This is a genomic window from Pseudomonas sp. TE3552 (assembly GCF_056278945.1).
In genome coordinates this window covers 446,268-468,511 of record NZ_JBWBQJ010000001.1, presented here as the reverse complement: position 1 = coordinate 468,511, position 22,244 = coordinate 446,268, and the positions used below count along the sequence as shown (strand labels likewise).

General features: G+C 59.6%; 16 protein-coding genes and 1 pseudogene. 12 read left to right on the top strand and 5 right to left on the bottom strand.

What is annotated here, in order from left to right; all coding sequences use genetic code 11:
* Positions 1-179: 179 nt before the first annotated feature.
* From ACZ9BB_RS01980 to ACZ9BB_RS01960, 5 genes and pseudogenes are all read left to right on the top strand, one after another.
* Positions 180-1,211 (top strand): annotated as a pseudogene (locus tag ACZ9BB_RS01980) (HAMP domain-containing protein); the annotation flags it as partial.
* A gap of 93 nt (positions 1,212-1,304) precedes the next feature.
* The gene (locus tag ACZ9BB_RS01975) at positions 1,305-2,069 is read left to right on the top strand and encodes a methyl-accepting chemotaxis protein (protein WP_476218173.1); all 765 of its coding nucleotides are present in this window, start codon (positions 1,305-1,307) and stop codon (positions 2,067-2,069) included.
* 244 nt (positions 2,070-2,313) lie between these two features.
* Positions 2,314-3,435 (top strand): glycosyltransferase family 4 protein, encoded by a 1,122-nt coding sequence (locus tag ACZ9BB_RS01970; protein ID WP_476212314.1) that lies wholly within the window; start codon positions 2,314-2,316, stop codon positions 3,433-3,435.
* Positions 3,428-4,204: a DUF2334 domain-containing protein gene (locus ACZ9BB_RS01965; protein WP_476212313.1), complete on the top strand. Its 777-nt coding sequence runs from the start codon at positions 3,428-3,430 to the stop codon at positions 4,202-4,204. The genes ACZ9BB_RS01970 and ACZ9BB_RS01965 overlap by 8 nt, the downstream gene beginning before the upstream one ends.
* Positions 4,201-5,196 carry a lysylphosphatidylglycerol synthase transmembrane domain-containing protein gene (locus ACZ9BB_RS01960; RefSeq protein ID WP_476212312.1) on the top strand — a complete coding sequence of 332 codons (996 nt, stop codon included), beginning with the start codon at positions 4,201-4,203 and terminating at the stop codon, positions 5,194-5,196. Before ACZ9BB_RS01965 ends, ACZ9BB_RS01960 begins: the two co-directional genes overlap by 4 nt.
* Here the strand turns inward: ACZ9BB_RS01960 and ACZ9BB_RS01955 are convergent.
* The gene (locus ACZ9BB_RS01955) at positions 5,183-5,359 is read right to left on the bottom strand and encodes a hypothetical protein (RefSeq protein WP_476218171.1); all 177 of its coding nucleotides are present in this window, start codon (positions 5,357-5,359) and stop codon (positions 5,183-5,185) included. The two genes, ACZ9BB_RS01960 and ACZ9BB_RS01955, sit on opposite strands and share 14 nt — an antisense overlap.
* Positions 5,360-5,425: 66 nt before the next feature.
* Complete coding sequence (purU, locus tag ACZ9BB_RS01950; RefSeq protein WP_007933315.1) at positions 5,426-6,274, bottom strand: formyltetrahydrofolate deformylase; 849 nt, start codon at positions 6,272-6,274, stop codon at positions 5,426-5,428.
* A 325-nt stretch (positions 6,275-6,599) separates the two neighbouring features.
* Here purU and mvaT point away from each other — a divergent pair, with 325 nt between their 5' ends.
* Positions 6,600-6,977 (top strand): histone-like nucleoid-structuring protein MvaT, encoded by a 378-nt coding sequence (gene mvaT / locus ACZ9BB_RS01945; RefSeq protein WP_007903853.1) that lies wholly within the window; start codon positions 6,600-6,602, stop codon positions 6,975-6,977.
* A 98-nt stretch (positions 6,978-7,075) separates the two neighbouring features.
* Here mvaT and sbcB read toward each other — a convergent pair whose 3' ends face one another.
* Entirely contained in the window at positions 7,076-8,506 is a 1,431-nt protein-coding gene (gene sbcB / locus ACZ9BB_RS01940) for an exodeoxyribonuclease I (protein WP_476212311.1), read from the bottom strand.
* Between the two features lie 182 nt (positions 8,507-8,688).
* On the opposite strand from sbcB, the gene ACZ9BB_RS01935 reads away from it, so the two are divergent.
* The 6 genes from ACZ9BB_RS01935 (at position 8,689) to ACZ9BB_RS01910 (ending at position 15,578) form a co-directional block, all read left to right on the top strand.
* Entirely contained in the window at positions 8,689-9,414 is a 726-nt protein-coding gene (locus tag ACZ9BB_RS01935; RefSeq protein ID WP_476212310.1) for an RDD family protein, read from the top strand.
* Positions 9,411-10,388 (top strand): stage II sporulation protein M, encoded by a 978-nt coding sequence (locus tag ACZ9BB_RS01930; protein WP_476212309.1) that lies wholly within the window; start codon positions 9,411-9,413, stop codon positions 10,386-10,388. The genes ACZ9BB_RS01935 and ACZ9BB_RS01930 overlap by 4 nt, the downstream gene beginning before the upstream one ends.
* Positions 10,375-11,919 (top strand): DUF4129 domain-containing protein, encoded by a 1,545-nt coding sequence (locus ACZ9BB_RS01925; protein WP_476212308.1) that lies wholly within the window; start codon positions 10,375-10,377, stop codon positions 11,917-11,919. Before ACZ9BB_RS01930 ends, ACZ9BB_RS01925 begins: the two co-directional genes overlap by 14 nt.
* Positions 11,916-13,079 (top strand): DUF4350 domain-containing protein, encoded by a 1,164-nt coding sequence (locus tag ACZ9BB_RS01920; protein ID WP_476212307.1) that lies wholly within the window; start codon positions 11,916-11,918, stop codon positions 13,077-13,079. The genes ACZ9BB_RS01925 and ACZ9BB_RS01920 overlap by 4 nt, the downstream gene beginning before the upstream one ends.
* On the top strand, positions 13,076-14,077 hold the full coding sequence (locus ACZ9BB_RS01915; protein WP_476212306.1) for an AAA family ATPase: 1,002 nt from the start codon (positions 13,076-13,078) through the stop codon (positions 14,075-14,077). The genes ACZ9BB_RS01920 and ACZ9BB_RS01915 overlap by 4 nt, the downstream gene beginning before the upstream one ends.
* 169 nt (positions 14,078-14,246) lie before the next feature.
* Positions 14,247-15,578, top strand: coding sequence for a DUF58 domain-containing protein (locus tag ACZ9BB_RS01910; RefSeq protein WP_476212305.1), 1,332 nt, complete (start codon positions 14,247-14,249; stop codon positions 15,576-15,578).
* 75 nt (positions 15,579-15,653) lie between these two features.
* Here the strand turns inward: ACZ9BB_RS01910 and ACZ9BB_RS01905 are convergent, their stop codons facing one another.
* Positions 15,654-19,997: an Ig-like domain-containing protein gene (locus ACZ9BB_RS01905; protein WP_476212304.1), complete on the bottom strand. Its 4,344-nt coding sequence runs from the start codon at positions 19,995-19,997 to the stop codon at positions 15,654-15,656.
* Positions 19,994-21,142 (bottom strand): Tc toxin subunit A-related protein, encoded by a 1,149-nt coding sequence (locus tag ACZ9BB_RS01900; protein WP_476218169.1) that lies wholly within the window; start codon positions 21,140-21,142, stop codon positions 19,994-19,996. The genes ACZ9BB_RS01905 and ACZ9BB_RS01900 overlap by 4 nt, the downstream gene beginning before the upstream one ends.
* Positions 21,143-22,244: the final 1,102 nt, after the last annotated feature.

Here is a 22,244-nt window from a genome sequence, read left to right as displayed (position 1 = left end):
ACCCATGGTTAATCTTTGATCCTTCATGGCCGATAACAAGCGAGAGACCAGACTGAAAAATAGCGTCGGTAATTCCCTAAGGAGAGGTGGAAATATCAGCTTACTTTCATCACTGCCCATTTTGCGCGCCTTTCTAAAAGCACGCCCTGGACATTAAGACTTTAGCGGACCCCCAAGCCATGAATAAAAATCTGCGCTTCAGCCATAAGATACTGCTTGCCGCCGCCCTGATCGTTATCGCTGCATTCGCCTCGTTCACGCTGTACAACGACTATTTGCAGCGTAATGCGATTCGTGAAGATCTGGATAACTATCTCACCGAGATGGGAGACGTCACCGCCAACAACATCCAGAGTTGGCTGGCCGGTCGTATCCTGCTGGTAGAGAACCTCGCTCAAAACATTGCCATCAACCCCGAACAATCCAACGTCGTCAGTCTGCTTGAACAAAATGCTTTGGCATCGACCTTCATGGCCAGGTACCTGGGTGATGCCAGCGGCAACTTCATCAACCGCCCGGACTCCAAGATGCCGGACGGCTACGATCCCAGAGTTCGCCCTTGGTACAAAGGCGCGGAAAACAGCAACGGCTCGACGCTGACCGAACCTTATGTAGATGCGGCGACCGGCCAAACCATCATCTCCATTGCCACCGCTTCGAAAAAATCGGGGAAAAGCGTGGGGGTGGTAGGCGGTGACTTGAGCCTGCAAACCCTGATCGACACCCTGATCGCGCGTGATTTCGGCGGCATGGGCTATGCCTTTCTGGTCAGCGCCGACGGCAAGATCCTGGTTCATCCGGACAAAGCCATGGTGATGAAGTCCCTGAGCGAGGCGTACCCAAAAAATACCCCACGCATTAGCAGCAACTTCACTGAAGTAGACGTCGACGGCAAAACCCGCATCGTCTCTTTCACACCGATCAAAGGCTTGCCGTCGGTCAACTGGTACATCGGCCTGTCGGTGGACAAGGACAAAGCCTTCTCCATGCTCAGCGAATTCCGCACCTCGGCGATCATCGCGACCCTGATTGCCGTGGCCATCATCATTGGTTTGCTGGGCATGCTGATCCGCCTGCTGATCCAGCCGCTGCACGTGATGACCCGCGCCATGGAAGACATCGCCGACGGTGAAGGCGACTTGACCAAGCGCCTGACCATCCAGAATCAGGACGAATTCGGCATCCTCGGCACGGCGTTCAACCGTTTCGTGGAACGGATTCATACGTCGATCCGCGAAGTGTCCTCGGCCACCGGCCAGGTCAACGAAGTGGCTTTGCGGGTGGTGGCCGCCTCGAATTCGTCGATGTTCAATTCCGACCAACAGGCCTCGCGCACCAGCAGCGTCGCTGCGGCGATCAACCAACTCGGCGCCGCGGCCCAGGAAATCGCCCGCAATGCCGCCCAGGCGTCGAATCAGGCCAGCGATGCCCGCAACCTGGCCGAAGATGGCCAGCAAGTGGTGGATCGCAGCATTGCTGCGATGAATCAGCTGTCGAGCATGCTCAGCGCCTCGAGCACCAACATCGAATCGCTGAACAGCAAAACCGTGAACATCGGGCAGATTCTCGAAGTGATCACCAGCATTTCCCAGCAAACCAACCTGCTGGCGCTCAACGCAGCCATCGAAGCGGCGCGGGCCGGTGAAGCCGGGCGCGGATTTGCCGTGGTGGCCGACGAGGTGCGTAATCTGGCGCATCGCACTCAGGAATCGGCGCAACAGGTGCAGACCATGATCGAGGAGCTGCAAGTCGGCGCCCGCGAATCAGTCAGCACCATGAGCGATAGCCAGCGCCACAGCCAGGACAGCGTGGACATCGCCAACCTGGCCGGTGAACGCCTGAACAGCGTGACGCTGCGCATCGGCGAAATCGACGGCATGAACCAGTCGGTGGCCACCGCGACCGAAGAGCAAACAGCCGTGGTGGAATCGATCAACGTGGACATCACCGAGATCAACACGCTGAACCAGGAGGGCGTGGAAAACCTGCAATCGACCTTGCGAGCGTGCTCGGACCTTGAACAGCAGGCTTCACGATTGAAGCAGTTGGTGGGTAGTTTCCGGATTTAGCGTCTGATCACGGACACTGTGGCGAGGGAGCTTGCTCCCGCTGGGTCGCGAAGCGCCCCCAAAATCGGGATTGAAGGTGTGCCAGATTGAACACACCGGCTGATTCTGCGACTGCTTCGCAGTCGAGCGGGAGCAAGCTCCCTCGCCACACACCTGTCCAAAGCCCTTGGCTTCGCCGCAAAACCCCAACCGAACATCTATCCTTCATATAGGTCAACCAAGGGAGAACAACGGCCCCGGAGGGATGTTCATCGTGCATATCGCTGACATAACCATGTTCTACGCCCCTGCCAGCGGTGGCGTGCGCACTTATCTGGATGCCAAGCATCGTCGCCTGGGCTGCAAACCGGGCATTCGTCACAGCCTGTTGATTCCCGGGGCCCATTTGAGTGAACAGGACGGTGTTTACACGGTTCCAGCCCCTGCCCTGCCCTTTGGCAAGGGTTATCGTTTCCCCCTCCGCCTGGCGCCGTGGCGCAATGTTCTGCAGGTTTTGCAGCCTGACCTGATTGAAGTCGGCGACCCGTACCTGACTGCCTGGGCGGCTTTGGACGCCAAGCGACAACTCGATGTGCCCGTCATCGGCTTTTATCACTCAGACCTGCCGCTACTGGTCAGCAATCGCATGGGCAACTGGGTTACACCCAATGTCGAAGCGTATGTCAGCAAGCTCTACGGCAATTTCGACCGGGTTCTAGCGCCCAGCCAAGTCATGGCCGACAAACTGACCGGGTTGGGGGTGAAGAATGTTTTCGTCCAGCCGCTGGGCGTCGACCTGCAAACGTTCAACCCCAGTGCACGGGATCCAGGCCTGCGGACCGAATTGGGCATCGATGAACACACCCACCTGCTGATCTTCGCCGGCCGTGGCTCCAAGGAAAAAAACCTGCCGGTGCTGCTCAATTGCATGAAACGCCTGGGTCGTCGTTATCACCTGCTGCTGGTTGGCTCGTCGATGCCGGCCCTGGTGCCGCGCAACGTCACTGTCCTCGATAAGTTCTGCCCGGCGGCGCAAGTCGCGCGTTTCATGGCCAGTGCCGATGCGCTGGTGCATGCCGGCGATCAGGAAACCTTTGGCCTGGTGGTCCTTGAAGCCATGGCCAGCGGCATTCCGGTGGTGGCCGTGGCAGCCGGGGCTTTTCAGGAAATCGTCACTGAACAATGCGGCCTGCTCTGCGCGCCGAACAATCCGGTAGCAATGGCCAACGCTGTACGCGAGCTGTTCAGCCAGGGCAGTGCCGCTCTGGGTCAGCAAGCCCGCCGCCATGTCGAGCGGCATTACGCCTGGGACACCGTGGTCGACAGCCTGTTGGGGCACTATCACGCCGTACTCGGCACTCCCTGGCCGCTGACCGCCAATGGTTGAGCCCATGAACACGCCCAGCCTGTTACTGGTGCTGCACGACGTTGCACCGCAAACCTGGCCCGATTACCAGGACTTCGTCGAAGCCGTCGACGCGTTGGGCGAGGTGCCGATCACCTGGCTGGTAGTGCCGGACTTCCACAAGCACAACGACCTGGAGGAAAATCCGGGGTTTCGACGTGTGCTGAGCCGACGCATTGCTCGCGGCGACGAACTGGCCCTGCACGGTTATTTCCATTGCGACGAAGGGCCGATCCCCAGTAATCCACGAGACTGGTTCATGCGCCGGATCTACACCCACGAAGGTGAGTTCTATGATCTGTCGCAGGAAGCCGCCCTCGCCCGTCTGCACGCCGGCATCGAAGTGTTTCAGCGTTATAACTGGCCACTGGAAGGTTTCGTCGCCCCAGCCTGGCTGATGAGCGAAGGCACCCGCCAGGCGTTGCGCCAGTTACCGCTGCGTTACACCAGCGACTCGCGGCATCTGTATCGTCTGCCGGAGTTCACCGCGGTCGAGGCTCCATGCCTGGTCTGGAGTGCGCGCAATGCCTGGCGCCGAGGCCTGTCGAAGCTGATCAGCGATCAGCGCGAACAGCGTTGGCGCCAGGCGCCGGTGATTCGTCTTGGCCTGCACCCGGTGGACATGCGCCATGAGTTCTCGCATCAGTATTGGCTGCACACCCTCAAGCGCTTGCTCGCCGACGGCCGTGTGCCGATGACCAAGGCCAGTTGGCTGACATTGCAACGCGACCACGTTGGTCGCGCCGCATGAGCCGCGCCATTGTGCTGCTCGTCGCACTGCTCGCTGCGGTGCTCATCCCTTCGTTGCTGGGCGGTGGTGAGACATGGTCGCGGCTGCAAAGCTTTCCACTGCAATGGCTACTGATCATGTTCGGCATGATTCTGCTGTGCTGGTTGCTCAATACCCTGCGCTTGCGCCTGCTGCTGGGCGATCAGCGCGGCCAGGTGAGCCGCCTCAAAAGCCTCGGGGTGGTGATGTCCGCCGAGTTCGCCTACTGCGCCACGCCCGGTGGCAGTGGTGGACCGCTGACCATCATGGCCCTGCTGGCGCGCCACGGCGTGCGACCGGCCAGGGGAAGCGCAGTGTTCGCCATGGACCAGTTGAGCGACCTGCTGTTTTTTCTCTGTGCGCTGAGCGCGATTCTGATTTATGCACTGTTCCAGCACCTCAGCCAGCGCATGGAGTGGCTGCTGACCGTCAGCGCGATCTCACTGTTCGGCGGGCTGTTCAGTTGCGTGGTGGTGGCTCGCTACCACCGTTCGCTGATTCGTCTGAGCGGCCGGTTGCTCGCACGCCTCAATGTCACAACTGCGACTCGACACCGCTGGGCGCGAAAGCTCCTGCACTTTCTCGCGGCATTCACGGACACACTGAAGTTGCCCTTTCAGACGCTGATCTCGGTGTTTGCACTGACCTGTCTGCATTGGTTCTTGCGCTATAGCGTGCTGTATCTGGCGTTACGCGGATTGGGCGTGGATGTGCAGTGGGCCTGGTGCTTTCTGATCCAGATGCTGTCGCTGAGTGCGGGGCAGTTCAGCCTGTTGCCGGGCGGGGCCGGAGCGGCGGAACTGACATCGGCGGCATTGCTGGCGCCCATGGTGGGAAAATCCACCGCGGCGGCGGCGATTCTGATCTGGCGAACGGTGACCTATTACTTCTATCTGCTGGTCGGTGGCCCGGTATTTTTGCTGATGCTCGGGCGACCATTGTTGAAGAAGTTGATGAAGTTCAAGCAGGCTTAGGTTTGTTGTCAGGTTCCTGCTGCAACTGCTCCCACAACTGGGCAGCACCGGGGAATTCCGTGCCGTCTTCAGGGCTCAGGTCATCCGGGTCATAGCGACTCAAACACCCCTCACCTAATGTGGCAGGGGCTTTGGAAGTGGCTTTGTCCAGTGGATCGGCCATGTTCATGTCCTCTCTTTACCCGGATCGTTCCCACGTTCTGCGTGGGAACGATCATCAACAGCAGAATCAGAACACGACAGTTTTGTTGCCGTGCACCAGCACCCGGTCTTCAAGGTGATAACGCAAACCACGGGCGAGCACCATTTTCTCGACGTCACGGCCGAAACGCACCATGTCTTCAATGCTGTCGCTGTGGCTGACGCGCACCACGTCCTGCTCGATGATCGGGCCGGCATCCAGCTCTTCGGTCACGTAGTGGCAAGTGGCGCCAATCAACTTCACACCGCGCATCGAAGCCTGGTGATACGGCTTGGCGCCGACGAACGACGGAAGGAAGCTGTGGTGGATGTTGATGACCTTGTGGGCATATTCGCTGCACAAATCGGGCGGCAGAATCTGCATGTAACGGGCAAGTACCACCACTTCGGCATCGTGCTGTTTGACCAGACGCGAGACTTCGGCGAAGGCCGGTTCCTTGTTCTGCGGGTTGACCGGTACATGGTAATAAGGAATACCGTGCCACTCGACCATGCTGCGCAAATCGTCATGGTTGGAAATCACGCAAGCGATTTCGCAGTCCAGTTCGTCGCTGTGCCAGCGGTGCAACAGGTCGGCCAGGCAGTGGGATTCGCGGCTGGCCATCAACACCACGCGTTTCTTCTGCTCGGTGTCGGTGATGCGCCAGTCCATCGAGAACTCTTGGGCAATCGGTGCAAACGCTTCGCGAAAGGCTTCGATACCGAAAGGCAGCGAATCGGCACGAATTTCGTGACGCATGAAGAACCAGCCACTGAGATTATCCGAGTGATGGCTCGCTTCGGTGATCCAGCCGTTATGTGACGCCAGAAAGTTACTGACTTTAGCAACGATACCGACGCGGTCCGGGCAAGCAATCACCAGCCGAAAAGTGCGCATGAGGGGGAAACTCCAGAACTTCGCAAAGGCGGCCATTCTAGCGATTGCGCAGCAAAACTGCAGTATTGATGACGTGTGGCCCTGCACATAGGTCGGGTGCAGGTTCTGCAAGCCCCCTCCTGCACGTGCGATGGCGCTCTTGTGGGCAATCTTCAAGAGGGCAACTGTGAATATTTGTGACGCTATTTAACTATCACTCCAATGTGTGTCCTACTGCGCAACTAATTTAAATAAAACTCCGGTTAAATGTTTACTTGATGAAACACCCTGACTATTATTGTCGCACTGTCCACCTGTCATCCAGCGCCAACATAAGGTAGTCCTCATGTCCTTGATCAACGAATATCGCGCCACCGAAGAAGCTATCAAAGAGCTGCAAGCCCGTTTGAAGAACCTGTCCCAAGACGACAAACTGCAAACCGAGCTGGAATTCGAAGGCAAACTGCGCACCCTGATGGGCGAATACTCCAAATCCCTGCGTGACATCATCGCGTTATTGGATCCAGAGTCCAAAACCAAGGCTCCACGTGGCGGCGCAGTAAAAACTACCGGCACCAAGCGTGCTCGCAAAGTTAAACAATACAAAAACCCGCACAACGGCGAAGTCATCGAAACCAAAGGTGGCAACCACAAGACTCTGAAAGAGTGGAAAGCCAAGTGGGGCGGTGACGTGGTTGAAAGCTGGGCTACCCTGCTGGGCTAAGCCGCAAGCTTGTCGCAGACTGATTCGCGACCTGAAGAACGCCAGCAGATGCTGGCGTTTTTTTATGCCCGGAATTCAAGCGAAGATCATTTTGGTGTTCAAAGGCTCAAACGTTTGCGTAATGCCTGGACATGATTTTTCCATTCATCCAAGACCTCTCGCTGAAACGATGTAGCACTAGTGGTCAATTGGGCGGCCGTTTCCACGAAACTTTCCAGCGTATTTGGCGCGCCCCACTCAGGTGCACACAAACGTTTCTGACAGAATATTCGCCAGCGTTCTTGCTCTTCCAGGCTCAACGTATCGGGAAAGTTGCGGGCGCGATAACGAAACAATAATTCAGGCAAACGTTCATCATCGAACGGCCACTGTTCTTGTGCTAATTGTGCAGGGTCGGCGGCTCTGACTTGCTCACATAGACGCCGATCCCGATCACCGATAAAACCGTCGTATAACTGTTGCTCGGGATCCAGACTCGAAGAGAAATCCTCGCGGGCGTAAATATCCGTCACTTTATCCCGCCAAACTTGTTGTGCGTCACTTAGCCGCAGCGCCCTCTGCTGATAGAGCGTCATATCCAGCGCCAAACGTTGCTGGTCTTCAGGACGAAGTACCGATAACGGCGCCACCACCGGGCATTTATTGATGTGTATGAGCTTGAGCGGCACCGGCAGTTCGCCTTCGGCCAAGTCATCGCGGCGGGTATAAAGCCGCTGACGCAAGGTTTCGGCATCCAGATCGAGCAACCCCTGAGGGTCCAGGTGCAGATCGCAGACAATCAGCGCGTTGCGATTACGGGGGTGCCAGGCCAGCGGCAGTACCACACCGACATAGTTGCGGGCCGCCGAAAAGCGCCCGGATATGTGCACCATTGGCTGCAACAGCCGAATCTGATCCATGACCTTTTGCTTGCTGCGCAACTGAAACAGCCAGTCATACAACTTCGGCTGTTTTTCCCGAATCAGCCGCGCCAGGGCAATGGTGGCGCGCACATCGGACAGTGCCTCGTGGGCATGCCCGTGATCGATGCCATTGGCGGCGGTCAGACGTTCGAGCTTGAGCGACACCCGCCCTTCGTCGTCCGTGGGCCAGACGAGGCCATCGGGGCGCAAGGCAAACGCCGCGCGCACCACATCGATCAGGTCCCAGCGGCTGTTGCCGCCCTGCCACTCCCGCGCATAAGGGTCGAAAAAGTTTCGATACAGGCTGTAACGGGTCATCTCGTCGTCGAAACGCAACGTGTTGTACCCCGCCCCACAGGTGCCAGGCGCAGCGAGTTGGGCATGCACCCGGGTCATGAAGTCGGCTTCGCTCAAACCTTGCTCGGCCAGACGGCCGGGCGTAATACCGGTGATCGCGCAGGCCGCCGGATGAGGCAGGATGTCGTCACTGGGCTGGCAGTAGAGGTTGACCGGCTCGTCGATTTCATTGAGCTCGAAGTCGGTGCGAATCCCCGCCACTTGCAGCGGGCGGTCGCAACGCGGGTTGATGCCAGTGGTTTCGTAGTCGTACCAGAAGATCGAGGTCACGGGTTGTTCCTGAACTGAAGACCGGCGAAGTCTAGGCGCACACACGCTGCCCCGACCAGAAATCTTGTCATTCAATCATCTCTGGTCGCACACCGTGCAATACATAGTTATGTCGTTTTTCCCCAAGAGGCTGCTAGCATCGGGCGGACATCGAATCCGGACCAGGTCAATCAAGGTTGCCCATGCTCGAGACCACAGCACTGCCAGGGAAAGCAACGCTGGACCCGCCACTGGACACGCGGTATCACGTCGAAACGCCCGAAGGCATCGACTTGCCATTGCGCCCGGCCGGGTTGCTGGTACGTGCGTTGGCGTTCGCCATCGACCTGGGCTTGCGCGGGTTGATCCTGGGCCTGCTGTTTATGGTGTTGGCGTTTCTCGGAAAACTCGGCGCAGGGCTTGGCTCGATTCTGCTATTCGTGGTGAGCTGGTGGTACATGGTGCTGTTCGAGCTGCTCAATCAGGGCCGCTCACCGGGTAAGCAATGGATGGGGTTACGCGTGGTACATGACGATGGCACGCCAGTCGGCTGGTCCGCGTCCTTGCTGCGCAACCTGCTGCGATTTGTCGACATGCTGCCATTCGGCTACTTCCTCGGTGCCATCAGTTGCCTGCAACACCCCACCTTCAAGCGCCTCGGCGACCTGGCCGCCGGCACACTGGTGATCTATCGCGAACAACCGCTCACCCGGCCGCAACTGCCCGACGTCCCGCCGCGGCGCGCTGCCTTCGCGCTGACGCTGACCGAGCAACGCGCCATCCTCGGGTTTGCCGAGCGCCAGGGTGAACTCTCCGAGGCGCGCGTCGAAGAACTCGCCTCGATACTCGCGCAACCGTTGCAGGTATCGAAGCCGCAGGCGGTGGCCGAACTCAACGGCATCGCCCGTGGACTGTTGGGCCCGATATGAAGCAAAGCCTTTTCGAAAATCGCCACAGCGCCGAATGGGAGCAGTTTGCACGCCTGCTTGAACGGCTGGAGCGCGGTCGGGATATCTCACCCAGCGCCAGTTTCCCCAGCGAATATCGACGGCTCTGCCAGCATCTGGCCCTGGCTCGGGAACGTGGTTACAGCAGTTTCCTGATCGACTCATTGCAGCAACAAGTGTTGCGCGGGCATCAACAGCTTTATCGACATCGCAGTCGACTGGGGGCCAACATGCTGGGGTTCATCCTGGCCGGCTTCCCGCGACTGGTGCGCGAGCAATGGTGTTTCGTACTCGCTGCCAGCCTGATGTTTTTTGCCAGCCTGATCGGCTTCGGGTTGCTGGTGTATCTGTTCCCGGACCTGGTCTACAACCTGATCCCGGCCGAGCAAGTCAGTGAGATGCAAAGCATGTACGACCCCGTCGCCGGTCATTTGGGACGTTCGGCAGAACGAGCAGCCAGTGAAGACTGGGTGATGTTCAGCTACTACATCATGCACAACATCGGCATCGCCTTTCAGACCTTCGCCAGCGGTTTGCTGTTTGGCCTGGGCAGCGCGTTTTTCCTGTTCTTCAACGGCTTTATGATCGGTGCGGTGGCCGGGCATCTGACGCATATCGGCTATGGGCAAACCTTCTGGTCGTTCGTGATCGGCCACGGCGCCTTCGAACTGAGCGCCATTGCCCTGGCCGGTGCCGCTGGCCTGAAACTGGGCTGGGCCCTGATCGCGCCCGGACGTCTGCCCCGCGCCGAGGCCCTGCTACTGGCGGCGCGCAAAAGCGTATTGCTGATTTGTGGCGTCATGCTGTTTCTGCTGATTGCCGCGTTTATCGAAGCCTACTGGTCATCACGGACCGGGCTCACGCCGCTGACCAAATACCTGGTTGGCGCGGCGCTCTGGGTGTTGATGGCGACTTACCTGCTGTTTGCCGGACGGGCTCGCCATGCGCCTGAGTGACGCCAGTGTGGTGATTCGCCCGCGCACAAGTTGGGAAGCCATGGACCTGGGGGTGCTGCTGAGCCAGCGCCATCGGCGCTTGCTGATGACCAGTTGGGCCATTGTGACCTTGCCGATCTTCGCCCTGCTCACCCTGATGCTGTGGGATTCGCCATCCCTCGCCCTGTTCCTGTTCTGGTGGCTCAAACCGGCATTCGACCGGCTGCCGCTGTACATCCTGTCCAAAGCCATGTTCGGCGAAACGCCCACGCTCAAACAGGCCCTGCGCCAATGGCCGCGCCTGCTCAAGCCGCAACTGCTGGCCAGCCTGACCTGGCGTCGCCTGAGTCTGAGCCGCAGTTTTCTGATGCCGGTGGTGCAACTCGAAGGCCTGGAAGGTGACGCACGACAGCAACGCCTGCGGGTGCTGTTGCAGCGCAATGCCGGTGCCGCGCAGTGGCTGACGATCATCGGCGTGCATCTGGAAAGCGCGTTGTGGATCGGCTTGATGGTGCTGTTCTACGTGCTTTTGCCGCAACAGGTCGAACTCGACTGGAGCTGGCAGACCTTGATTGCGGCTGCCGTGCAGGACTGGCGCTGGCTGGAACACCTGACCAATGCTTTTTACGCTTTGGTGCTGGTGGCCTGGGAACCGATCTATGTGGCCTGCGGTTTCAGCCTGTACCTGAACCGGCGCACGCAGCTGGAGGCATGGGACATCGAGCTGGTCTTTCGTCGATTGCGCCAACGCTTGAGCAACACAGTCGTCACACTGCTGCTGGCCGCGATCCTGCTGGTGCCAACGGCGCAAAGCGTCTGGGCCGCCGAACCGGTCATGTCACCGGACAGTCCACGTCTGTTGGAGCAACCCCTGACCAGCCAGGCCTCCCGGGACAGCATCAAGGCCATCCTCGAGCAACCGCCGTTCAAGAACAAGGAAACGGTGACCCGCTATCGGTTTGGCGAAGACCAACCCGCCGCCAATAGCGCGGACGATGGTAAAACGCCCGCATGGTTGAAGGCGTTGTTCGGCTTGCTGGACAACCAACGTTTCAGCGTTCTGGCCAGCCTGATCGAAGTGTTGCTGTGGGGCACGGTGATCGGCGCAATTGGATTGTTGATCTGGCATTACCGCGACTGGCTGCAGACCTTCGTCAGCCGCCGCCCAGGGTTAAAGCGCAAAGTTGCGCGGCCGTTGCCGCAGCAGGCGTTTGGCCTGGACCTCAACCGCGAAACCCTGCCCGCCGACATCGCGGCCAGCGCCGAGAGCCTCTGGCAGACCAACCCGCGCGAAGCCCTCGGGTTGCTCTATCGCGCCCTGCTCAGCCACTTGCTGCACGACTTCAACATGGCGCTCAAGCCCGCCGACACCGAAGGCGAGGTTCTTCAGCGCGTCGAACAATTGCAGCAACCGGCCTTGCTGGCCTTCAGTAGAAACCTCACGGGGCACTGGCAAAACATGGCCTACGGGCATCGCCTGCCTCCCGCGCATTTGCAACAGGAACTCTGTGACGGCTGGCGCGCGTTGTTCGGCCCGGGAGCAGCCCGTTGAACCGCAGGGCATGGCTGGCGGCCGGCGTGTTCATCGTCGTGTTCCTGGGCGCGTTGGGTGTTTACCTGTACGTCAAGACCGCGCCCTATCAGGTAGAAATCGATCACGGCCCGTCCCCCGAAGCCCAGGCCAACCCCTATCTGGCAGCCGAGCATTTTCTGCGCAAACAGGGCCTGACTGTCAGCCACGCCAACAGCCTCGATATCCTGCCGACGCTCGAGCCTCATCAGCACAGTCTGTTGTTGCTCGGCGACCGCTCGAACATGTCGCCGCGACAGGTGGATCAGGTGTTGAACTGGACCCGGGCCGGTGGACGTCTTTTGTTCGTCGCCGAAGCCCTGTGGGATGAAAAGACCGGCCAGAGCAATGACCTGCTGCTCGACCGGGTGCAGTTGCACCAGTCCCTGAGCAAAGACCTCAAGGATCCGCCACCCGATCTCATCGACGACCCCTACCCCAAACTGACCAAGCTCTATCTGGAAAATGAAGAGGCACCGGCCTACGCCAGCTTCGATACCGAGTTCCATCTCGACGACCCGAAAAACCTCGCCCAGGCCTGGGCCAACAGCGGCAAGGCCACGCACATGATGCAACTGAGTCACGGGCTCGGTTCAATCACTGTGGTCACCGACGCCGACCTCTGGAAAACCCCGGCCATCGACCAGTACGACAACGCCTGGCTGCTGTGGTACCTGACCGCCGACACGGACGTGACCCTGCTGTTCAATACCGATCACGACAGCCTGCTGACCTTGCTGTGGCGCAACTTTCCACAAGCACTGGTTGCCCTGATCGCCTTGATCGCCTTGGGGTTCTGGCACGTCGGCGTGCGCAACGGCCCATTGCTCGAACCTGCCCCAAGAGCGCGTCGTCAACTTCAGGAACACCTGCGTGCCAGCGCCGATTTCATGCTACGTCGCAACGGCCAGCACAGCCTGTTGCAAGCCTTGCAGCAAGACATCCTGCGTCGTGTCCGCCACCGTCATCCCGGTTTTGAACAACTCGGCGTTGCCGAACAATGGCTGGTGCTCGCACGCCTGAGTGGCCAACCCACACGCGCCATCAGCCAGGCCATGAGCCCGAGGCCGAAACAGCGGCTGTCCAGCGCTGAATTCAGCCGTCAGGTCGCCCACCTGCAAACCTTGAGGAACGCCTTATGAGTGAACAGATCGAGCCCGGCATACAAACCCATGCCGCCCAGCAGCGCCAGCGTGCCAGCCAGTTGGCCCAGGCGGTAAGGACAGAATTGCAAAAAGCGTTGATCGGCCAGAACAGCGTGATCGACGACGTTCTCACCGCCCTGATCGCCGGTGGCCACGTGCTGCTCGAAGGCGTGCCGGGGTTGGGCAAGACGTTGCTGGTGCGCGCCCTCGCTCGCTGCTTCGGCGGTGAGTTCGCGCGCATCCAGTTCACCCCGGACCTGATGCCCAGCGATGTCACCGGGCACGCGGTGTACGACTTGCAAACCGAGCAATTCAAACTGCGCAAAGGCCCGCTGTTCACCAACCTGCTGCTGGCCGACGAGATCAACCGCGCCCCGGCGAAAACCCAGGCGGCGCTGCTCGAAGCCATGCAGGAACGCCAGGTCACCCTCGAAGGCCGCGCCCTGCCCATCGCGCAACCGTTCATGGTGCTCGCCACGCAAAACCCCATCGAACAGGAAGGCACTTACCCGTTGCCGGAAGCCGAGCTCGACCGCTTCATGCTCAAGGTGCGCATGGACTACCCCGATGCCGAGCAGGAACTGAACATGGTGCGCCAGGTTAGCCGCTCGACCCGCGCCGACATGCTCGACGTGCAACCGTTGCGCACCGTGTTGCAAGCCAAGGACGTGCTGGCCTTGCAACGCATTGCCAGTGATCTGCCCATGGACGATCAGGTACTCGATTACGCCGTGCGCCTGGCCCGCACCACCCGAACCTGGCCGGGGTTGACCCTCGGCGCCGGGCCACGCGCTTCAATCGCGCTGGTACGTTGCGCCCGCGCCCGGGCCTTGTTGCGCGGTGGCGAATTTGTGATTCCCGATGACATCAAGGGTTGCGCGCTGTCGGTGTTGCGCCACCGTGTGCGAATTGCCCCGGAACTGGACATCGAAGGGCTGGAAGTCGATCAGGTACTCAAACAACTGCTCGATCAAGTGCCGGCGCCGCGGCTGTGACCGATACTCCCGTGGCGAGGGGGCTTGCCCCCGTTGGAGTGCGAAGCACTCCCAAAAACCTTCAAGCCGTTTTACGACTGCTTCGCAGCCGAACGCGGGCAAGCCCGCTCGCCACAGAGGTACTGTTCCAGACTTTTGAATGCAATCCTTGCCAGAGAGCCGCGACACGATGAAACCCACGCGCCTGCTACTGATCTGGCTCGCGGCCCTGCTGGCCATCGGCATCGTGCTGGGCACGTTGCGAGCCTTGGACATCGCCATTCCATCCAGCCTGTTATCGATCAACTGGGGATTGCTCCTGGCGCTGCTGGCCCTGGCGATACTCGACGCCGTCCGCCTCAAACGACTGCCCTCGCCTCGTGTGCAACGGCAGATGCCCGGCAGTCTGGCGCTTGGTCGATGGGGCGAAGTACGGCTGGAGGTCGAGCATGATCTTGCCCAGCCCTTGAGCATTCAGCTCTTCGACCACGTGCCGGGCGGCCTGAGTTTCGAAAACCTGCCACTGCCAGTCGAGCTGCAACCCGGCCAGCGCAGCCACATAGGCTATCGGCTACGCCCCCTCAAACGCGGCCATTTCACCTTTGCACACTGCGAAATCCGCCTGCCAAGTCCGTTGGGTCTGTGGCTCGACAAACGCATTCTGAACCTGACTCACCACACCCGCGTCTACCCCGACTTCGCCCACCTCTACGGCGGCCAACTGTTGGCGGTGGACAACTGGCTCAGTCAACTCGGCGTACGTCAGCGTCAACGTCGTGGTCTGGGTCTGGAATTTCACCAGTTACGGGAATTCAGAGAAGGCGACAGCCTGCGTCAGATCGACTGGAAAGCCACCGCGCGCCAACGCACGCCAATTGCCCGGGAGTACCAGGACGAACGCGATCAACAGATCATGTTCCTGCTCGACTGCGGCCGGCGCATGCGCAGCCAGGACGGTGAACTGTCGCATTTCGACCATGCACTCAACGCCTGCCTGCTGCTCAGTTACGTCGCGCTACGTCAAGGTGACGCGGTGGGCCTGTGTACCTTCGCCGGCGACTCGCCACGCTACCTCGCTCCGGTCAAGGGCACAGACCAGCTCAACGTGTTGCTCAACACCGTCTACGACCTGGCCAGCACACAACGCCCTGTCGATTACCCAGCCGCCATCAACCAGCTGCTGGCCCGACAAAAACGCCGGGCACTGGTGGTACTGGTCACCAACCTGCGAGACGAAGACGACGAAGAACTGCTCACCGCCGTCAAACGCCTGGGCCGTCAACATCGAGTGCTGGTGGTCAGCCTGCGCGAAGAGGTGCTCGACCACTTGCGCCACGCCCCCGTGCAAACCTTGCCTGAAGCCCTGACGTATTGCGGCACGGTGGATTATTTGAACGCGCGAGCCGAACTCCATGAGCAGTTGAGCGCTCATGGAGTGCCGGTGCTGGATGCCCAGCCCAGTGAACTGGGCACGGCGTTGGTGACGCAGTATTTGAGTTGGAAGCGGGCTGGGGTGTTTTAGAGAGACTTCATGACAAAACACCAGAGACTCAGCTCATCACCGCCATCTTCGATCACAGCCTCATTCACGAAACCATCATTGACTCACTGGCCAAGGGCGATTCATAGCGATCAGGTCACAGTATTTTTCACTGAGAACATTGCCCTGCGGATCCCTCACCTGAGCACGAATACGTGTCTCTCCAGCGGCGAGAGGCCCAAAGTTTTTGCTAGTCAAACCATCCAGATTGGTGTGTGTCGCCGGTGCCGCCGAATTTCCATTTCTAAACCAAAACACTTCTATTCCTTGCGCAGGCTGCTGAGTAAATTTGGAAGCAACAATGGCTCGAACCGTTGGATAACCCCCAATAGGGTAATAATTTCCGCCCGAAGGATTTAGCTCCGTTATCTCGCCATGCCACGCTTCCATGATGGTGACCCGTGCAACGGAACTCGGGTTACTGCTCTCCAGCGTGGCAGTAAGGTCGTAGGTTCCAAGCTTGTCAGGCTTGAACGTGACGCTTGCGATTCCATTTTTATCGGATGACGAAGGCAGCAACACCTGATCTGGAAAACGCCAGGTAACCTCAACATTCTCCATTTCAGCACCGCCATTGCGGCCCACCACTTTCACCCATGCGATCACGTCGTCACCCAGACGAATCGTCGGGGTATCACTGTTGATGTATTCAAGAACAGGCTCATCCGCCAACACCGTAATCAACAACTGCGCCACATCCCACCCGCCAACGCCCCCCCGCACACTGGCCATCAACGCATCGCTGTTCATGGGAAGCTTGAACCAGACCGTCGCCACGCCATCAGTGCCTGTCATCGTCGGTGCAAGTGATACGCCTGCGAGCTTCCACATCACTTCCACGCCCGACAGCGGTTCGCCTGTCCTGGCAGAAACCACGGTCGCCGTCGCCGAGACCTCCTTCCCTGGATAACCGCTTGACTGCGGGCTGACCAGCGCCTGTATTTTCCGAGGTTCGTTCACGGTAAACGGCAGCGAAATTGCCTCCGAGTACCACTCATCCCCCGCCGTCACCGTCAGCTCGGCCGCCCCAGGGGTCAGCGGTGTGAAGCGAATTTTCGCCACACCATAGTAATCGGTTCGGGAGATCACTATCCCCAGATCGGGGCTGCGCCAGGTCACGGTCAAATGGCGCATCGGCTTGCCGCTGATGACCGAGACCACCGTCACCTGTTCATAAAGTTCCTGCTCCCAGTCAAGCACCAGGTGAGCACGATTGCTCGCTATGATTTTCACCACCTGCGAACCTTCACCCAGTGACATCGCATTGGCCGGCGACAACTTGGCCAGCCTGGAAGCCGATAGGCGCAACGCAAAACTCCCATCCTTCAGATCACCGCCCTTGACCGTGTAACGCAACCCCACGCTGGAGAACCATTGCGGTATCCCAAGGGCGGCCGGTACAAAACTGACACCCAGTTCGCCAGGTCCCGTGCCTGTCAGCCCGAGCGTCAAGTCCTGATCAAACAGCGGACTGCCCTCCTGCGCCGACAGCTCGATCAGGTGCTCACCCTTGCGTCGAGGGAAATACGTCTTCGCACCCCAGGGCTGAGGCGATTGCTGATCAAAACTCACCATCAGCCCCTCCCACGGATCACTCGCCAGTGCGGTGACTGCCGTGGAGCGTGTGTCCTGATAGCCGTCATAGGGGCTGACGACGAGCGCATCGACGTCATACTGCTGTGCGACTGACGGCGCAAAGCCATAACCGGCCCACCCATCTGCATCAGTTTCCACGATGCTTGCCGCCCCCGTGGCCGTCCAAGACACGGGGGCGTGCTGGACCGGTTGCCCGGTGAAAGCGGAAAACACTTGCACCCACATCCAGGCAAGATCCTGCCCGGCGACCGGGTCCACCGCCGCCCCGCGCAACGCCTCGATCCTGAGTTTATAGTGCCCCAGCTCCATCTCGTTGACCGTGGACGTCCACCCCAGTTGAGGCAGCTCCACAGCCAGAGAAAACCGACCATTTTGTTCACTGAATTTGAAGTCCAGGCACCAGAGTGCGCCACCGTCGCTGATGACCTGAGGAGCGTTCAACTCAGGGTCGACGGTTGCCCCCAACTCTGCGGGCGGCGTCCCTGACCAGTGCAGAATGACCTGCAGTCCGCTCAATGGACTCAGTGCATGGGGCAAGACATAGAAACGGTGAAGCGCCCCCAGGCATGGATAGAGCGTCTGATTGCCTATCGTTGCCGGTATCTGATCCAGCACCACGCTCATTTCGTCGGCCAGATCCGGGGAGATCAATCGCCCGAACAACTCCCGAGGGGAGGAAAGCGCATCACTGTGCAGTTCAAGCTCGAACAGGCTGCTGACACTGGTAGCCATCTGTGAACTGAACGTCCATTCCAGACCACCTGACGGTAGTGGCCTCGGCACGCCAAGGTCACTCGGCACCAGCCCGATAGCCGGGGCAGTACCGCGCCAGTTCAGAATCATGGACTTTCCGATCAACTGGCTGCCAGCTACAGGCTCGACCTTCAAGGTATGGAGTTGGCCACGCCAACAGAGCACGCCCAGCGCAACCCGGTCGACCTCGACATCATCGAGAAAGATTTTGACCTCGGTTCTCCAGGGACTGTTTGCCAGAGCCTTCACATTGAAAGACCGCTCAACCGCAAGTGCGTCTGGGTGGGCCTTGACGCTGGCGATGATGACCTGATCCCCAGCGTTGCGCGGGGTATACCAACCGTTGGCCCAGCCACCGGCACCGGTGACGGTGGACACTGTTCCATCAGGCCCCACCCAATCGACCAACGCATTGATCACCGGGTCGCCTGACCCGACGTGCACCACCTGTACCCGCAACAGCACACTTTCGTTTTCATCGACGATCGGAAATTTGTTCGCTTCCTGCACCCCGCCGATCCTGACCTCGTTGCGCGCCAGTGACATTGGTTTTTTGCCCGAAGCCAGCAACAGTTTCGAGCAGCCCAGCGACAGGTCGAACCTGCCGTCGAGGTGATCCTCACACTCCAGCATCCAGACCGGGGCGCTATCAATAACCGGCACCGGCTCGTCAAGCGCGGGACTCACTGTCACCCCCAGTTGATCCAGGGAATCGCCCTCCGACTGCAGCCACAAATCAGAGCCTCGCAACGGGCTGTCATCAGGAAACTTCAGAACAACGGGATACCGGGAACCACGATTGGGATAGCCGGTCATCTCGGCCCACAGCGCTTCGATGCCATCGACAACGGCCATCACGTCCTTCCAGGGATCTGTCGCCAGCACCCAGACGTTCAGCGCTTGAGTAAGCCTGCCGCTGGCGTAATACAGACTCTGGACCGATGCTTCTATAACAAACAGATCAGCACTCGCTGGCTGAAAATCGAACCAGGCCCAACCTTCGTTATCGGTGACCACGAATTTTTTCGGCTGCTGGCCCTGAAGTCCCCAGTTCACGGTCAGTCCGCTGAGCGCCTGACCGGTGTAGTGCGACACCACCTGAACACCCAGCCGGACACCTTGTCCGTACTCGAAAACCGGGTAGTAGGCGGCCTCTCGGACTTCACGGAACGCCAGCCGGTGATGTCCCAGCGAAACAGGGACCGGATAGGCCTCGGCAGTGTACTGGTTGAACAGCGTCAGCGAGAACAGATGAGGGCCGTCCCCGTCGATCAGCGGGCAATCCATCAACCATTCGCTGTCCAGCGGATGGTCCTCACCCAGCCTTGGCGTCGTGACAATGGCATCCAGCGGATTGTCTTCGCTGGTCAGTGCGGCCTGGGTGTCCAGCCAGGCATTGTCCGGAACAGGTTCGAATCCAAGGCTGTGCTGAAGACTTCCGGAAGCCCCCAGACACAGGTACAACGGACGCGCTGGTGGCAGTAATTGGCCGTCCAGGATCAGCTGCTGCAGTGCCAACGGCCCCAGATGCAGAAGAACCTGGATGCGGGTGATACACACCATCGACACATAGTCATTGGGATCATTTTGTGGGCTGAACACACTGACGCGGATCTTGTGGTGTCTTTCGAGTGGCAGTGTCAGTTCGACTTCGTGCCTGATTGGCCTGAATTCCAATGGAAGCCCCGCCGCAAGACGCGCCTGATCCTCCCGACTATCGCGCCGATTGCCAGGCGGAAGCGCGATCACTAACTCCTCCGTTTCCCCTTCAATGTTGATCACCAGCCTGCCAGCATCGGGGTGCCTCGTTTCGTAGAGAAAACTGAGAACATAACGAGCGTCTGGGCGAAAGTCTTTGGGTACGTCGATCAGTTGGCTCACCGATGATTCATTCCCGGCGACCAAATACCGAATCGTTGTGCCCTCATAGCTATCGCTTTCAGTACCGAGCCAACTCGGATTGATCGGTCCCTTGATCCATTGAGTAAGCCCCTCACGAAAATCGCCATTGCGTACCAGGCTCGTATTGGCCTGAATAACCGGTGCACTCATGACTGCCTGCTCCCTTGTCCGTCCGTTTTGCCCGCGCGTGTCGGCGATTCATCCAACGCGGAGGGCTCATCCGGAACGACACTCTTGACCAACTCCTCGACTTTTCGCGTGAACGTTGGATCGCCGACCCTGGCCGTGTAGCGAACACGCACGATGATGTCCGTCAGCGACGCCAGCATGGCCTTTTGCGGTTGCCTGCCCGGCCACGGGAAATTCAACGTCCAGCGCGACACCGCCCCCGTGCATTCGAAGGGGTTGAGCAAACCTTCATCAGGCTTCATTGCCGCCATACCGGTGTCTGCGATCCCCATCGACAAAGCGATTTGCTGGCCACTGCGCAAGTTGAATCGCACATCGACCGGTGCTACCGCGTTGCCAGGAGCGTACAGGTACTCCACCGAACGAGCCGTTGCCTTGGTGGCCGTCGTACTGCTGACTTGCAGCAGGGTGGCCTTCACATTCTCGTACGGGCCTGTCAGCACTGGCAGGTCCACTTCCACCGAACTGATCTGTCGGCAGTAGTGCCCCGGGTGGTCGCGGTCAAAGAGCAGTTGGGTGAGCCCGAACTCCAGAGTGCCGGTGTCCTGAAGCGAATCGAGCGCCCCCTGCCAGCTGTCGAACCCCACTTGCCGGCCGTCATCGAACAACTGCCGCAGGGAGATGGGCTTGACCAGTTCCAGGCGCCGCTCATGACGATGCAGGTACTCCCGCTCCATGCGCAACAAGTAGCCCCGCAAGTGCTCGCCTGCCGTCAGACCATGGCGATTGTCCAGCCAGACCTGTGGCAGTGGAATCTGCGAATCGTACTCACCGGTTTCCGCGCTCAGTGCGGCCTGGGCACTGATGCACAAACCGACGACCGCGTCATAGGCCTGATAATGGAGCGCCTTGAGTTGCCCCAGCAACCAGCCGAACAGCTCGGCGTTGGTCGCACGCTTCTTCATGAAGGTGTAGAGCGTCAGCGCCTGGCTATTGGCCCGCAACGTTTGCGCCAGGCTGGCGTTGGCCGCGTCTACCGCGTAACGCTGCGCAATGAGTTGCTCGTCGATCACGCGAACCTCGGCCAGGGCCTGATCGCGTTGCAATGCCCATTCTTCGCGACGCCGACGGTAGGCTTCAGTGGTCGAGCTTTTTTCCGCGTCCATCAGCAGCGCCGATGACGCGAGTTCCAACCCATACACAATCGCGTATGCCAGTTCCGCCAAATCATGGCCACCGGTAGCCATACCAAAGATGTTAGGCGCCGCGGCAACCGCCGCGCCACCGGTCTTGATGCCTTGGGAGGCAAGGCTCATTTGTTTTGCCTGAAGTATTTGTTCCAACACGTCGTATTCAACGTCGCTGACATTGCGCTCATACCTGAGCGCATACGCCTCGGCCCGCTCCTGCGCCGCCAACTTGCTCTGCTCCAGGGCGGTCACGCTTGCTTGCATCTGCGCGATGGTCTGTTCGTGTACAGTCTGGGCATACGCCCCCAACTCCACCAAATGATTGTGTTGCAGCTCCTCCACCTCGGCCCGATCCCGCTGTTCGAGCAGGCGCAAGACCTGATTGCCATACTCTTGCAACGTCTGCACCGCACGCAGCGCAGCCTCGAACATGACCCTCCAGCGAAACGCCACCACCACCAACTGCCCACCCATCGGGCGTGGCGAGCCGGTGCCACCGGCTGCCAGATCACGCAGTAGCTGATTGGGATCCGTCGGCGGGCTGAACAATGGAATGTCCATCGGTTTACCGTCGAGGGTCAGATTATTGCGCAGGTTTTGCAGACGCCGACCGGGCAACGCGTACAGGTCTAGCAACTGTTCATTGATCGGAAAATTGAACTGTTGGACGGCGAGCATGCCCAGCGCGGGCATGGTCGGGGCGCTGGCAGGGAAGTCCGCCAGGGTGAAATCAAGATTTTTTTCGAACTGCTCCAACGCGGGCCGGGTTGAAGCCGCCCCCAGCAGTTCACCGAGGGTGGTCGTCTGCCAGTCGTTGATGGCTCTGCCGGTGGGCGCCTTGCCCATTAAAAACTCGGCTTGCACATAACACAACTTGGCCGCCACCAGGCTGTCACGGGTGAGCTGGCGATAGTACCAATCGCCCCAGGCCATCAGGTTTTTCACATACTCGATGTAGGCAACGATCCGGAAATGCCGGGGGACCGAGTAACCGATGGCATCCGGGTCGGTCGGCGTTTGCGTCTCGCACCCCAGGTTACCGGCACTCATCAACGGCCGGCACCGCCAGTAACGGGGT

Coding starts and splice junctions, on each gene's coding strand:
- ACZ9BB_RS01900 (WP_476218169.1), bottom strand. CDS start 21,142: ATGGACGCGGAAAAAAGCTCGACCACTGAAGCCTACCGTCGGCGTCGC.
- ACZ9BB_RS01935 (WP_476212310.1), top strand. CDS start 8,689: ATGCTCGAGACCACAGCACTGCCAGGGAAAGCAACGCTGGACCCGCCA.
- ACZ9BB_RS01910 (WP_476212305.1), top strand. CDS start 14,247: ATGAAACCCACGCGCCTGCTACTGATCTGGCTCGCGGCCCTGCTGGCC.
- ACZ9BB_RS01955 (WP_476218171.1), bottom strand. CDS start 5,359: ATGGCCGATCCACTGGACAAAGCCACTTCCAAAGCCCCTGCCACATTA.
- ACZ9BB_RS01975 (WP_476218173.1), top strand. CDS start 1,305: ATGTTCAATTCCGACCAACAGGCCTCGCGCACCAGCAGCGTCGCTGCG.
- ACZ9BB_RS01960 (WP_476212312.1), top strand. CDS start 4,201: ATGAGCCGCGCCATTGTGCTGCTCGTCGCACTGCTCGCTGCGGTGCTC.
- ACZ9BB_RS01905 (WP_476212304.1), bottom strand. CDS start 19,997: ATGAGTGCACCGGTTATTCAGGCCAATACGAGCCTGGTACGCAATGGC.
- ACZ9BB_RS01965 (WP_476212313.1), top strand. CDS start 3,428: ATGGTTGAGCCCATGAACACGCCCAGCCTGTTACTGGTGCTGCACGAC.
- ACZ9BB_RS01915 (WP_476212306.1), top strand. CDS start 13,076: ATGAGTGAACAGATCGAGCCCGGCATACAAACCCATGCCGCCCAGCAG.
- mvaT (WP_007903853.1), top strand. CDS start 6,600: ATGTCCTTGATCAACGAATATCGCGCCACCGAAGAAGCTATCAAAGAG.
- purU (WP_007933315.1), bottom strand. CDS start 6,274: ATGCGCACTTTTCGGCTGGTGATTGCTTGCCCGGACCGCGTCGGTATC.
- ACZ9BB_RS01970 (WP_476212314.1), top strand. CDS start 2,314: ATGTTCATCGTGCATATCGCTGACATAACCATGTTCTACGCCCCTGCC.
- ACZ9BB_RS01925 (WP_476212308.1), top strand. CDS start 10,375: ATGCGCCTGAGTGACGCCAGTGTGGTGATTCGCCCGCGCACAAGTTGG.
- ACZ9BB_RS01930 (WP_476212309.1), top strand. CDS start 9,411: ATGAAGCAAAGCCTTTTCGAAAATCGCCACAGCGCCGAATGGGAGCAG.